General features: G+C 70.9%; 14 protein-coding genes. 6 read left to right on the top strand and 8 right to left on the bottom strand.

The genetic code is table 11. From position 1 onward, the window contains the following. Positions 1-609 precede the first annotated feature (609 nt). A complete protein-coding gene (locus tag MFF13_RS08810) occupies positions 610-1,776 on the top strand; it encodes a type III PLP-dependent enzyme (protein WP_147829356.1) in 1,167 nt (388 codons plus the stop codon). 133 nt (positions 1,777-1,909) lie between these two features. Next, positions 1,910-2,458 (top strand): GNAT family N-acetyltransferase, encoded by a 549-nt coding sequence (locus tag MFF13_RS08805; RefSeq protein ID WP_238271917.1) that lies wholly within the window; start codon positions 1,910-1,912, stop codon positions 2,456-2,458. A 377-nt stretch (positions 2,459-2,835) separates the two neighbouring features. Here MFF13_RS08805 and MFF13_RS08800 read toward each other — a convergent pair whose 3' ends face one another. The 4 genes from MFF13_RS08800 to fliL form a co-directional block, all read right to left on the bottom strand. Continuing rightward, positions 2,836-3,585, bottom strand: a complete 750-nt coding sequence (locus MFF13_RS08800; protein ID WP_147753239.1) for a MotE family protein — start codon at positions 3,583-3,585, stop codon at positions 2,836-2,838. 128 nt (positions 3,586-3,713) lie between these two features. Continuing rightward, positions 3,714-4,217, bottom strand: coding sequence for a DUF6468 domain-containing protein (locus tag MFF13_RS08795; protein ID WP_147763828.1), 504 nt, complete (start codon positions 4,215-4,217; stop codon positions 3,714-3,716). A 15-nt stretch (positions 4,218-4,232) separates the two neighbouring features. Then, positions 4,233-5,447: a flagellar motor switch protein FliM gene (gene fliM / locus MFF13_RS08790; RefSeq protein ID WP_147754318.1), complete on the bottom strand. Its 1,215-nt coding sequence runs from the start codon at positions 5,445-5,447 to the stop codon at positions 4,233-4,235. Between the two features lie 49 nt (positions 5,448-5,496). After that, positions 5,497-6,012, bottom strand: a complete 516-nt coding sequence (gene fliL / locus MFF13_RS08785) for a flagellar basal body-associated protein FliL (protein ID WP_147754319.1) — start codon at positions 6,010-6,012, stop codon at positions 5,497-5,499. Between the two features lie 279 nt (positions 6,013-6,291). On the opposite strand from fliL, the gene flgF reads away from it, so the two are divergent. From flgF to flgH, 4 genes are read left to right on the top strand one after another with little or no spacing between them, the layout of a single operon-like run. Further along, positions 6,292-7,032, top strand: a complete 741-nt coding sequence (flgF, locus tag MFF13_RS08780; protein WP_147764538.1) for a flagellar basal-body rod protein FlgF — start codon at positions 6,292-6,294, stop codon at positions 7,030-7,032. A 14-nt stretch (positions 7,033-7,046) separates the two neighbouring features. Further along, positions 7,047-7,838, top strand: coding sequence for a flagellar basal-body rod protein FlgG (flgG, locus tag MFF13_RS08775; RefSeq protein ID WP_147754321.1), 792 nt, complete (start codon positions 7,047-7,049; stop codon positions 7,836-7,838). Between the two features lie 22 nt (positions 7,839-7,860). Beyond that, positions 7,861-8,946, top strand: coding sequence for a flagellar basal body P-ring formation chaperone FlgA (gene flgA, locus MFF13_RS08770; protein ID WP_147831672.1), 1,086 nt, complete (start codon positions 7,861-7,863; stop codon positions 8,944-8,946). Between the two features lie 35 nt (positions 8,947-8,981). Beyond that, the gene (gene flgH / locus MFF13_RS08765) at positions 8,982-9,752 is read left to right on the top strand and encodes a flagellar basal body L-ring protein FlgH (RefSeq protein ID WP_147831670.1); all 771 of its coding nucleotides are present in this window, start codon (positions 8,982-8,984) and stop codon (positions 9,750-9,752) included. Between the two features lie 29 nt (positions 9,753-9,781). Here the strand turns inward: flgH and MFF13_RS08760 are convergent, their stop codons facing one another. The 4 genes from MFF13_RS08760 to MFF13_RS08745 form a co-directional block, all read right to left on the bottom strand. Continuing rightward, positions 9,782-9,961 (bottom strand): hypothetical protein, encoded by a 180-nt coding sequence (locus MFF13_RS08760; protein WP_147831668.1) that lies wholly within the window; start codon positions 9,959-9,961, stop codon positions 9,782-9,784. Between the two features lie 140 nt (positions 9,962-10,101). Further along, positions 10,102-10,521, bottom strand: coding sequence for an RNA polymerase-binding protein DksA (gene dksA, locus MFF13_RS08755; RefSeq protein ID WP_147728054.1), 420 nt, complete (start codon positions 10,519-10,521; stop codon positions 10,102-10,104). Positions 10,522-10,697: 176 nt separating this feature from the next. After that, positions 10,698-11,717 (bottom strand): hypothetical protein, encoded by a 1,020-nt coding sequence (locus MFF13_RS08750; protein WP_147831666.1) that lies wholly within the window; start codon positions 11,715-11,717, stop codon positions 10,698-10,700. 4 nt (positions 11,718-11,721) lie between these two features. Continuing rightward, complete coding sequence (locus MFF13_RS08745; RefSeq protein ID WP_147831676.1) at positions 11,722-13,095, bottom strand: MBOAT family O-acyltransferase; 1,374 nt, start codon at positions 13,093-13,095, stop codon at positions 11,722-11,724. Positions 13,096-13,198: the final 103 nt, after the last annotated feature.

The following is a 13,198-nucleotide window of genomic DNA, read 5'->3' as shown; positions in this document are numbered from 1 at the left end:
TTGGAAAGCCCGCCCGCGGACGGGCGCTGCGTTTTGGCAACAGGTCCCCGCAACACACGGGGATTCCCGCCGCTGCGGGCCGAATTCCGCTTGTGGTGGTGGTGCGCCGTTCGTATATGCGCCTTGCCCAATTTCGCACGTGCCTGTGGCCGCGTGTCGGTTGGTGGGCATCCGGCCAACTGCCGGACAGCCGCCAGGGGTCTTAAAGGATCGATGGTCGACAGGGTGGATCCCTTTCGGCCGGCATCCAGGTGGCGACACCGGACCCCGACAACAACCGGCAGCCGGAGGCGAAACCGGCGAACCCCGCTCTCCACGGGGGACGCAGCTTAAAGCAACGACGAACGGGCTTTTTTGGTCTCGTCGGCCCTCCAAAGGCCGGCACCGAAGAGGCTTGTTTCTCCTTGCCCGGCGTGCGGATGGGAAACCCCGTCCAATCCACGGCAGCCTCCGGGTGCTCGTCGCGCCCGCACGGATCGTCGCGTCTCCACAGCGCGGATCCGCGCGTCGCATCAGCCCCAGACGCCGGCGGTCCCTGAAGGGACCGTCACATCTTCGACGGCGCGCTCCCCCGTGGGCGGCCCCGCGAACCTGTGGGTTGGAACAGACATGACCGATCGCATCCGCGACTTCCTGCGCGTCCGCCGCGACCTCGGCCGCGACGAGGGCCCCGTGATGGTGCTCGACCTCGACGTGGTCCGCGACAACTACACCGCCTTCGCCCGCGCGCTCCCCGACACCCGCGTGTTCTACGCGGTGAAGGCGAACCCGGCCCCCGAGGTTCTGCGCCTCCTGGCCGACATGGGCTCGTGCTTCGACACCGCGTCCGTCGCCGAGATCGAGATGGCGCTCGCCGCCGGCGCCACCGCGGAGCGGATCTCCTTCGGCAACACGATCAAGAAGGAGCGCTGCGTCGGCCGGGCGCTGCGCCTCGGCATCCGCCTGTTCGCGGTCGATTGCGAGGCGGAGGTCGAGAAGATCGTCCGCGCCGCCGAGGCCGCCGGCATCGAGGCCGGATCGGTGCAGGTGTTCTGCCGCATCCTCTGCGACGGCGCCGGCGCGGACTGGCCGCTGTCGCGCAAGTTCGGCTGCGAGCCGGAGATGGCCGTCGAGGTGCTGGAGCACGCCCACCGCCAAGGCCTGTCGGCCTACGGCGTGTCGTTCCACGTCGGCTCCCAGCAGGGCAACACCGAGGCCTGGGACGGGGCGCTCGCCTCCGCCTCGACGATCTTCCGCGAATGCGCGCTTCGCGGCATCGGCCTGTCGATGGTCAACCTCGGCGGCGGCTTCCCGACCCAGTACCTCAAGAAGGTGCCGGGCGTGGAATCCTACGGCGACGCGATCTTCCGCGCGCTCACCAAGCATTTCGGCAACCAGCTGCCCGAGACGATCATCGAGCCGGGGCGCGGCATGGTCGGCAACGCCGGGCTGATCGAGGCGGAAGTGGTGCTGATCTCGAAGAAGTCCGCCTCGGACGACGAGGTGCGCTGGGTCTACCTCGACATCGGCAAGTTCGGGGGGCTGGCCGAGACCATGGACGAGTCGATCCGCTACCCCGTCCGCACCGAGCACGACGGCGACCGCATGAGCCCTTGCGTCCTGGCCGGCCCGACCTGCGACTCGATGGACGTGCTCTACGAACGCGACCACTACCCGCTGCCGGTCTCCCTCTCGATCGGCGACAAGGTGCTGATCGAGGGCACCGGCGCCTACACCACGACCTATGCCGCGGTCGCCTTCAACGGCTTCCCCCCGCTTCAGCAGATCGTGATCTGATCCGTGCCCCCCGCCGCCCGCCGGCGGGGGTTTCCCTGATGCACCGCGCGTTCCGTTCGGCCGGCCTTCATCCGAGGGCCGGCATGACGGCGCCCGGTCCCACGCGTCACATCACGACAGGGCGGTCACGGCCATGATCCAGATCCGGGCGGAGCACCATCACGACGTCGCGGCGCGCGAGCGCCTGCTCGACGCCTGCTTCGGCGCGAACCGCCGGGCCAAGACCTCAGAGCGGCTGCGCGAGGGGCGCCTTCCCGCCCGCGGCCTCGCCTTCGCGGCGGCCCGCCACGGGCGCCTGATCGGGACGCTGCGCCTGTGGAACGTCGCGGCCGGCGCCTGCCCGGCCCTGCTGCTCGGCCCGCTGGCGGTCGACCCGGCGCTCCAGCGCCAGGGCCTCGGCCGGGTGATGATGCACGCCGCCTTGGGGCGCGCCGAATCCCTCGGCCACGGGGCCGTGCTGCTCGTGGGCGATGCGCCCTACTACGAGCGCTTCGGCTTCTCGCAAGGCCTCGCCGCCGACCTCACCCTGCCCGGTCCGTTCGCACGCGAACGCTTCCTCGGGCTCGAGCTGCGGGCCGGCGCCCTCGACGGGGCCGCGGGCCTGGTCCGGGCGACGGGCCAGCTCACCCCAGCGGAGTTTGGCTTGGCGGGCGCGGCGGACGGACGACGACGCGCTGCCTGATCGGGCGAGCGTCGTCACCGGCGTCCCCCCGCATCCCGAATGAACCTCCCCCCTCCTCCCCGCGGGCGGGGAGAGGCCCGCACGGACCTCGTCGTGCAGCCGGGAAGCGGAGGCGAAGCCGAAGCGACGGTGAGGGGGAGCTTCCGGTAGAGCCTCATTCGGCGGCGCCCCCTTCACCGTCGGCTGCCGCCTCGCTCTGCCGACGACGGGGTCGGCAAAGCCCTCTCCCCGCTGGCGGGGAGAGGGGATGGGCGCACAGCGAACCGCCAGACGCGGAGATGTGTGAATCCGGGTGCCAGCACGGGATTGGCGGCTGCACCTGACGACGCGAATCCCGACCATGGAACCGAGACGCGCGCGCAAGAAATTCGCTTGGCTCAGCGACCGCCCGGCTCGATCGCCGGCAACTCGTTCGGGCCGAGCGCTCCGCCGGCGGCGGCCTGCGGGCCGGCGACGCCGCGGGCGCGGTTGGCCAGCGCCACGGTGAGCTTCTCGGCGGCGTCCGGCTGCATCAGCGCCAGCACCTCGGCCATCTTGCGCGGGTTCATCGCCAGGACGAGCGACACCAGCACCTCCTGCCCGAGGCGGTCGAAGACGCGGGCGGCGTCCTTCGGCTTCATGGTCTCGTACATCGTCACGAGGTTCTTCAGGCCGGCCTTCTCGGCGTCGGCCTTGGCCTTGCCGGCGGTGTCCACCTTGTCCTCGGCCTGCTTGAGGTCGCCGAGGCCGGTCTCGAGCTTGCGCTCGGCCTCGCCGAGCATCTTCTCGCGCAGTTCCAGCTCGTCGCTCTTCTGCTTCAGCGCGTCGCGCCGGGCGCCCAGCTTCTCCAGCAGCGCGCGCTCCGTCAGCGAGACGGGTTCCGGCATCGGCGGCTGGGCCTGCGGCGGCTCGGGCGCCTTGGCCTCGCCCTTCGGCGCCTCCTTGGGCGTCACCGACCCGGTGGTGGTGGGGTCGAGCAGCTCGTAGCCGATGCGGGCCTTGGCGAGCACCTGCGCGAGGGCGGGCAGTTCGGGCGCGACCTGCGGCGTCTCCACGAACATCCCGACGAGCTTCAGCACCAGCAGGCCGGCGGCGGCGAGCGTGACCGCATCGATCATCCGCAGGCGCAGCGGACGGATCTGGCGCATCCGTGCCCGCGCCAGCGCGGTCAGCGCCTTCGCGTTGTTGGCTCCCCGGACGGCCTTTGCCGCGCGCGCGCCGTCGGCCGCAGCGGGCACGGTTCGCGTCGGATCGGTCCGGGCGGGGGGCCCCGCACTCATGCGGCCCGGCTCCGCACCCGATGGAGGGCGCGCTCGGTCATGGCGAGGGCGGCGGCGGCGGCGGCGCCGAGGCGTTCGCCGTTCGGGCCGTCGGAGACCGGCGCCTCGCTGGCGACGTGGAGCGCCGGACGCGTCGGTGCCGGCTCGGGGGCGGCCGGTCGGGGCGCGGCACCACGCATCTGCGTGACGATCGCGCCGATGCGGGCGATCACGCCCTCGCCGGCCTCGACCTGAGCGGCGATGTCGGCGGCGTAGCGCTCGGCGGTGCCGAGGCGCTCGGCGAGCGTCCGGTCGCACTCGTCCAGGGTGTTGCGCAGCCCCGCGATGGCGCGCTCGGCGCTGGCGGTGGCCACCATGAGGTCGCCGATGGTCTGGCGCAGCGCCGCCTCGTCGCCCTTCAACTGGACGATGCGGCGCGACAGCTTCATCGACGACACGATGGTGGCGACGAGGAGGATCGCGACGAGGCCGTCGGCGGCGAGCGTGACGAGGAGGCTCATGACCGAAAATCCATCTCAGGCGTCGCTTCGGTTGTTCATCGAGGCCTCGTAGGCCTGGAGCGTGGTGCGCGAGCGCCGCAACGGCCGCGTCACCTGCACCGCGATGCTGTCGTCGACGCGCCCGATCCGCCCCTGCGTCAGCGCCCACTCGCCGCAGCGGACCGTGATCAGGTCGCTGGGCTTGGCGTCGAACATCAGCGTGTCGCCGACCTTGAGGGCCATGACGCGCTTCAGCGGCAGCATCATCTCGTGCAGCACCGCCTCCATCGTCATGTCCGCCTGCCAGATCTCGGTGGCGAGGTGCCCCTCCCAGACGTGGTCGCGGCCGAGCTTCTCGCCCATGAAGCTCTGCATGAGCAGTTCACGGATCGGCTCGATCGTGGCGTAGGGGAACAGGATCTGGAGCAGGCCGCCGCGCCCGTCCATGTCGAGGCGCAGGCTGATCAGGATCGCGGCGTTGGCCGGGCGGGTGATCGTGGCGAAGCGCGGGTTGGTCTCGATCCGGTCGATCCCGAACTTGACCGGGGAAAGCGGCTGGAACGACAGCTCGAGGTCGCCGAGGATGATCTCGACCAGGCGCCGCACGAGCTGCATCTCGATCGTCGTGAAGGGCCGCCCGTCGAGCCGGCTCGACGTGCCGCCGCGCTTGCCCCCGAGCAGCAGGTCCAGGGTCGAGTAGGCGAGGTTCGACTCCACCGTCACCAGCCCGGAATTCTCCCAGGCGTCGGCCTTGAACACCCCGAGCAGGGTCGGCAGCGGGATGGCGTTGAGGTAGTCGCCGAAGCGGACGGAGGTGATGTTGTCGAGGGTCACCTCGACGTTGTCCTGGAAGAAGTTGCGCAGCGAGGTCGACAGCAACCGGATCATCCGGTCGAAGACGATCTCCAGCATCGGGAGGCGTTCGTACTGGACGACGCCCGAATCGACGATGGCGCGCACGCCGCCCGCGCCGGATGCGGACAGCTCGCGCAGGGAGAAGCCGACGACGTCGTCGATCTCGTCCTGGCTGAGGATGCGGTCGTTGCCGGCGAGCTCGGGAAGGTTGTCGCTCTCCCCGTCCTCGATCATCGTCGCCCACTCGGCGGCGACGTCGCTGGCGTTGCGGGTGGTGCCCTGCTCGGCGAGCGCCGCGCCCCACTCGTCGGCGAGCGACGCGTCGCCGCCTTCGGCGCCCTGCTCGATCAGGGCCGCCGACCAGTCGTCCTCCACGTTCGGGTCGTCGGGTTCCATGGCGGGCTCGGTTGGGTTGCGGCGCGGGCGGTCTCGGCGGGGTCGTCGGCTACTGGACGATCACGTCCTTGAAGAGCACCGCCTCGACCTTGGCGGGGTAGACCGCGACGTTGACCCGCTTCAGCAACTCCTCGCGGAGGCGGTACATGCCGACCGACCCGGAGATGTCGCTGCTGCGCATGTCGCGCATGTAGACCTGCAGCGCGTCCTCGACGCGGGGCATCAGCGGCTTCACCTCGTTCTCGACCTTGGCGTCCTTGAGCTCGAGTGCGATGCGGAGCTTGGCGAACTTGGCCTTGTCGGAGCCGGGCTCGGGGCTGAGGTTCATCACCATCTCGCGCACGTCGAGGAACACGGACGGCTGCTTCACCTCGGCCTTGTCGGCGGCGTGCTCGGTCTCGGCCTGCGCGGCGGCGCGCTTCTTCATCATGAAGGCGCCCCCTCCCCCGCCGAGGAGCAGCACCGCGGCGGCGGCGATGATCACGAGCTTCTTCTTGCTCTTGGGCGCCTCGGCCTCGCCGGGCGCCCCCTCGACGGCTTCCGCTTTCTTGGGCTTCTTGGCCATGAGCGGTGTTCCGTGGTCCGTCGGCTGATGGCTGGGGTACCCGCCTATCGGGTGCGGGCCGGTTCGAGCCTCCGGTATCGGCCCGCAGGGTTAACGCGGCGTTAAGTCGGCACAATCTGCCGGGTCGGCTTTGCCGACGGTCCGATCCGGTCGTGCCGCAGAAACGTCCCGCACACGGTCAACGCCCTGATCAATCACGCAAAATCCAAAAAGATCGATCTGGCACGGGGGATGCGGATATCCCCTCGCCGCCACCGCGGCACGACGGATCGAGTTCAGATGCAGAATGCCCTCCTCGTCGGCGTATCGAGCCAAATGGCGCTTCAGCGCGAGCTCGACGTCATCGCCAACAACATGGCCAACGTCTCGACCACCGGCTTCAAGGGCCGCTCGACGCGCTTCGAGGAGTACCTCATGCCGACGGCGAGCGCCGACACCTTCTCGGGCGCCGACCGCCGCCTCTCCTACGTGATCGACCAGGGCACGACCCTCGACCTCGGCCAGGGCGCGATCGAGCCGGACGGCAACCCGACCCACGTGGCGATCCAGGGCGAGGCGTTCTTCTCGGTGCAGACGCCGCAGGGCGTGCGCTTCACCCGCAACGGCGCCTTCGAGGTGAGCGCGCAGGGCAACCTCGTCACCAGCGACGGCTACGCCGTGCAGGGCGAGGGCGGACCGATCACCATCAACCCGCAGGAGACCGGCCTCTCGATCGGGCAGGACGGCACGGTCTCGACCAACCTCGGCGTCCGCGGCCGGGTGAAGCTCGTGACCTTCGCCAACCCGCAGAGCCTGAGCAACGCCGGCGCCAACCTCTACGCCTCGACCGCGCAGCCGCAGCCCGCGGGCATCAAGGGCCGCCTCGAATCGGGGGCGCTGGAGAAGTCCAACGTCAAGCCGGTGCTCGAGATGACCCGGCTGATGGACGTCAACCGGACCTACGCGATGGTGTCCAGCGTGATCACGCGGCTCGACGATCTGCGGGGCACGGCGATCCGCCGCCTCGCCGACGTCGCCTGACCGGGAGCTAGACGATGCGCGCGCTCTACGCCGCCGCCACAGGCATGGCGGCCCAGGAACTCAACGTCCAGGTCATCTCGAACAACATCGCCAACCTTCGCACCACCGGGTACAAGCGCCAGCAGCCGCACTTCCAGGATCTGCTCTACCAGAACCTGCGCCGCGCCGGCGCCTCGACCTCGGACCAGAACACGCAGCTGCCGGCGGGCCTCGCCATCGGCTCGGGCGTGAAGACGGTGTCGACCGCCCGCATCATGTCGCAGGGCACGCTGACCTCGACGGAGAAGGACTACGACGTCGCGATCCGCGGCGAGGGCTTCTTCCGGGTGACGATGCCGGACGGCCGTACCGCCTACAGCCGCGACGGCTCGTTCGACCTGTCGGCGCAGGGGCAGCTCGTGACCCGCGACGGCTATCTCGTCGATCCCGGCGTCACCGTGCCGAACACCGCCACCGCCGTCACCATCAGCGCCACCGGCGCCGTGCAGGCGACGCTGCCGGGGCAGACCGCGCCGCAATCGCTCGGCCAGTTCCAGCTCGCCCGCTTCGTCAACAAGACCGGCCTCGAGTCGATCGGCGACAACTTGTTCATCGAGACCGCGGCCTCCGGCCCGGCGGTCGCCGGGCTGCCCGGCGGCGAGGGCTTCGGCAACCTCCAGCAATCCTACCTGGAGGAGGCGAACGTGAACGCCGTCACCGAGATCTCCTCCCTGATCGCGGCCCAGCGCGCCTACGAGATGAACTCGAAGGTCGTGACCGCCGCCGACCAGATGCTCTCCACCACCTCGCAGATGTTCCGCAGCTAGCGCCGCCCGGAGCCCGACGGTCATGTCCCATTCCTTCGCCTACGACGAACCGAGCCGCGAGGCCGACCTGCGGCCGATCACGCGCCGCGTCGCCCTGCGCACCGCACCGCTCGGCCTGCCCGTGCTGGTGCGCGCCGCGCTCGCCTTCCTCGCGCTGGCCATGCTCGGCGCCTACACCCTGCCGGCGCTCGCCGACGAGCCGATGCGCCTGCGCGGCGACGTCACCGCCCGCGGCGATGTCCTCACCCTCGAAGACCTCGTCGAGGGCGCGCCCGCGTCGGCGGCCAAGCGCCCGCTGTTCCGGGCGCCGGCGCTGGGCGCCACCGGCACGATCCAGGCGCGCCGCATCGCCGAGGCGGTGGCGGCCCTGAACCTCGGCGCCGTCGAGACCGGCGGCCGGCTCCAGGTGGCCGTGCAGCGCGCCGCCCGGCGGGTCGGCGCGCAGGAGATCGAGGCGGCGCTCCGCCGTGCCCTCCAGACCGCCTACGGCGTCGACGAGAAGTCGGTGAGCGTGCGCCTCGACGGCGACGGACCGATGCTGCTGGCCCCGATCGACCTCGACGGCCAGATCGTCGCCCTCGACCTCAACTACGATCCGCGCTCGCGCCGCGTCGGCGGACTGATGACGCTGGGCGAGCGCCAGGCCTCGCTGCGGGTGACCGGCGTGGTCATCGAGATGCGCGACGTGGCGATCGTCAACCGCACGCTCAACCGCGGCGAGCCGGTCACCGCCGCCGACCTGACCATCGAGCGCCGCCCGCGCGAGGGCGCGCCCTCGGACGCGCTCGCCTCGGGCGCGACGCTGGTCGGCGAGGTCGCGCAGCGCACGCTGAGCCAAGGCGCGGTCCTGCGGAACGGCGACACCGCCCCGCCGGAACTCGTCGCCCGCGGCGAGGCCGTGACCATCGTCTACGAATCGCCCGGCATCAGCCTGGCGATGCGGGGCCAGGCGACCGACGCGGGCCGCATGGGCGCCACCGTCAACGTCATCAACATGGCCTCGAAGAAGGTCCTCCAGGCGGTGGTGATCGGTCCGGGCCGCGTCTCGGTCGGCCCCGCACCGCTCCAGCGGCAGGCGAGCGCCGAAGCGCCGACCTCCGTCCGCTGACCGCCATCCTCGACAATCCAGGCAGAGCCGATCCGATGCGTCATCTCCCGCGCCGCCGCTTCCTGCGCCAGCCCCTGCCGCTCGCCGCCGCGCTCGTCGCCTGCGCCGGCCTCGGGGCCTGCAACACCGTCGACCGGCTCTCGAACGTCGGGGCGCAGCCGGCGCTCTCGGCGATCGAGGACCCGACCGCCCAGGCCGGCTACAAGCCCGTCCGCCTGCCGATGCCCGACGTGCAGCCGGTCTCGTATGCGCCGAACTCCCTGTGGCGCACCGGCTCGCGCGCCTTCTTCAAGGACCAGCGCGCCGCGCGGATCGGCGACCTCGTCACCGTGAAGGTGAACGTCACCGACCAGGCCAACATCTCCAACGAGACCAAGCGCTCGCGCAGCAACACCGAGAACTTCGGCCTGCCGAACGTCGGCGGCCTGGAGAAGAACGCCGCGGTGCTCGCCGCCGGCGTCTCGCCCGACAAGCTGCTCGCCGCCACGTCCAGCTCCTCCAACGACGGCGTCGGGTCGGTCCAGCGCAACGAGACCGTGTCGACCAACGTCGCCGCGATCGTCACGCAGGTTCTGCCGAATGGCAACCTCGTGGTCGAGGGCAAGCAGGAGATCCGGATCAACTTCGAGGTGCGCGAACTCGTCGTGGCCGGCGTTGTCCGCCCGGAGGACATCGAGTCGGACAACACCATCGAGTCGACGAAGATCGCGCAGGCCCGCATCGCCTATGGCGGCCGCGGCCAGATCACCGACGTCCAACAGCCGCGCTACGGCCAGCAGATCGTCGACATCCTGCTGCCGTTCTGATCGCCAGCAAGACGATCAGGTGGGCTCGATCATGTGTGCTCGGTGCCGGGCCGGTTGGGGCGCGGCGCCTCGCCATGGTTCGCGACGAAGGCGGAGCGGCTGGGGTCGTGCTTCTTCTGCGCGACGCGCGTGCGCTGCCAGACGGCGATCACCGTCGCGACCACGATGGTCCCGATGGCGAGGACCGGAATCAGAACATCGTTGCTCATGGAGGTGCCTTCCGATGATGTCATCGGATCAAGCACCGTCGAGCCCGTCGGTTCCAGGGCTCGACGTCGCATCTCGGGCAGTCCGGACCAGTCGAGACGGCGCTGTTACTGGACAAACCGATGCCGCATCGCAACAAAACTCAGTCGTCGCGGTAGACGCGCTCGCGGCGTTCGTGGCGCTCCTGCGCCTCCAGCGACAGCGTCGCGATCGGTCGTGCATCGAGCCGGCGCAGCGAGATCGGCTCGCCGGTCTCCTCGCAATAGCCGTAGGACCGGTCCTCGATCCGTGCCAGCGCCGCGTCGATCTTGCCGGTGAGCTTGCGCTGCCGGTCGCGGGCCCGCAGCTCGATCGCCCGGTCGGTCTCCGAGGAGGCGCGGTCCGCGAGGTCGGGGTGGTTCTCGTTCTCGCTCTGCAACGCAACGAGGGTGTCCTGCGCCTCGCGCAGGATGTCGCTCTTCCAGCCGAGCAGCTTGCGCCGAAAATACTCGCGCTGACGCTCGTTCATGAAGGGCTCGTCGTCGGACGGAACGTAGCCGTCCTCCAGCGTCACCTTCGCCATTCGTCGCCCTTCCATAGTCCCGTACGGCCGGTCCGCGGCGATCATTGCCTGCCGTATAGTCGAGGTGGATTGCTGCTACAACGCACCCACGTGCCGACGTCCGCACCTGCACGCGCTGCGCCAATTGATGCGGCAAAGACGCCACGGTGCGCGGCGACGAATCGAGGTTGATGTGCTCAACCCGGGATCGCCGGCCGAGCCCGCAGGCGATTGACTGCCGCGGCGATGGCGTCGGCGAGCGGCCGGGCGACCGGGAGCCGGTAATGGCTCTGGTCGAAGAACAGCGCGTCGTCGTGCGATTCGGGGGTGTCGCGGCGCTCGTCGAGCATGGCGCTGCGCGGGTGCGACGCCAGCGCCGCCGCGATCGCGGCCTTGCAGGCCTGCTCGGCTGCGGCGCGGCGCGTGCCCGGCCGCGGCAGGGCGGAGGCGTGGATGGGCGGGAACACCATCACGACCGGCGTCTCCGCTGGGACGCGGGCGAGGATCGTGGCAAGCCGCGCGGCCGCGGGGAACGGGCCGGCCCTGTGCGGCTCGGGCGTGTCCGGCGTCGCCGCCCCCGCGCCGGGCGCCGGGCGCGCGTCGCCGGCGAAGCCGAGCTTGAGGTAATCCGGCTCGTAGTTCCACCAGCCGTCGGCGGGGGCGACGGGACGCGCCCGGCGTAGCAGCCATCCGATCCGGCCGACGACCTCCTGCGCCACGTTGAAGCGCAGCAGGCCGAGCGCGTAGGCGACGGGGTCGCGCTCCAGCAGCCAGAACGGGAACGGCTTGCCCGGCGGCAGCGCCGGGTCGTCGGTGCACCAGAAGTCGTCGGCCGCCATCACCAGGGCTGCCGGCGTGGGATGGTGGCGCAGGTACCAGTCGAGGATCAGCAGCTGCTCGCCCGGTCCGGTCGCGGGCACGGAGAGCTGCACGAACGGGATGCTGGTAGCGGCCGCAAGGCGAGCGGGCTCGACGAGCTGGATGTGCGAGTTGCCGAGGATCGCACCTGAAAACGCCGGGTCGCGCCCGCGGACGGCCAGAGCCGTGCGTGGCCCCTGCGGCCGGACGGCGCCGACGGAGAACAGCCGCGACCGCCCGCTGTCGTAGGGGTCGATCGCGACGGCGAGCGCGAGGTAGCCGGACAGGATCGCGACCGCCGCGATCACGGCGGTGCGGGCGAAGGCGGACCAGGCCGTGGCAGGCGACGGGCTGCGCATCGGCTCAGAACTGGAAGTAGATGAAGTCGTAGTTGCCGTCGTCGCCGATCTTCAGCAGCACGACGACGAAGAGCAGCGCGAAGGCGGCGGCGATCAGCCGGCTCGGCGGCAGGCGGTGGACCGCCGCCCAGGCGCTCGGCCCGACCGTCGCCACGGCGGCCGCCACCGCGATCGTCCGCCACTTGAAGCCGGTGCCGGCGGGGCCGAGGCCGAACAGGCCCTTGAACACGATCAGCGCCGCCTCGAAGCTGGTGGCGCGGAACAGCACCCAGGTCAGCGCGACGAAGAGGAAGGTCAGCGTCCAACCGACCACGCCCGGCATCCGCAGGCTCGCCCGGCGGAAAAGGATGCCCGCGCCGAGGCCGGCCCCGTGCAGCGCCCCCCAGGCGACGAAGGTCAGCCCGGCCCCGTGCCAGAGGCCGCCCAGCGTCATCGTGGCGAACAGGGCGCCGACCTGGATCGCGAGGCCGCGGCGGTTGCCGCCGAGCGGGATGTAGAGGTAGTCGCGCAGGAACCGCGACAGGGTCATGTGCCAGCGCCGCCAGAACTCGCGCAGCGACGCCGACCGGTACGGCACGTCGAAGTTCTGCGGCAGCACCAGCCCGAACAGCAGCGCGATGCCGAGCGCCATGTCGGTGTAGCCGGAGAAGTCGAAGTAGATCTGGAAGGTGAACCCCAGGGTCGCCTGCCAAGCCTCCGCCATCGTCACCGCCTTGCCAGCGGCGGCGGCCTGGAACACCGGGTTGACGTAGCCGGCGAGCGGATCGCCGAAGAACACCTTCTTCGACAGGCCGACGACGAGCAGCATCAGGCCGCGCCCGATCCGCTCCGCCGCGTCCGGGCGCGCGTAGGGGCGCTCGTCGAACTGGTGCATGATCTCGCTCCAGCGCACAAGCGGGCCGGCGAGAACCTGCGGGAAGAAGGCGATGTAGAGCGCGTACTTGGTCAGCCCGAAGGCGGGCGCGCGGCCGGCCCGCAGGTCGGTCAGGTACATGATGTGGTGGAAGGTGAAGAACGAGATCCCCAGTGGCAGCACCCAGCCGAGCCGCGGTGCCTCGACGCCTGGAACCAGGCTGGCGAGGTCGGCGAAGAAGTCGAGGTACTTGAACAGCGCCAGCACGGCGAGGTTGGCGGCGATCGCCGCCGGGATCAGCCAACGGACCGGCGCCCGGACGAAGGCGCGGGCGACGAGCCAGTTCGCCAGGATCGAGCCGAGCAGCAGCGGCACGAACCGCACGTCCCACCAGCCGTAGAACACGAACGACAGCAGCACGAGCAGCGGCAGCCGCCAGCCCGGCCGACGACGCTCGACGAGGGCGTGCAGAGCGAGCGCCGCAGGGAGGAAGACGAGGAGGAAGACGAAGGAGTTGAACAGCATCGGCCAGGGCGGCGCGGCGGGGGACACCGCGACGGGCGGTCGTGCCGTCGGGCGGCCGCCTTGTCGGGGATCGGCCGGATCGCGTCAATCGATGCGGCGGCGC

Origin of the sequence: Methylobacterium cerastii, assembly GCF_022179125.1 — a bacterium.
GTDB lineage: Bacteria > Pseudomonadota > Alphaproteobacteria > Rhizobiales > Beijerinckiaceae > Methylobacterium > Methylobacterium cerastii.
Note: the sequence above shows the minus strand (reverse complement) of the source record. Positions and strands in the feature narration are given on the sequence as shown.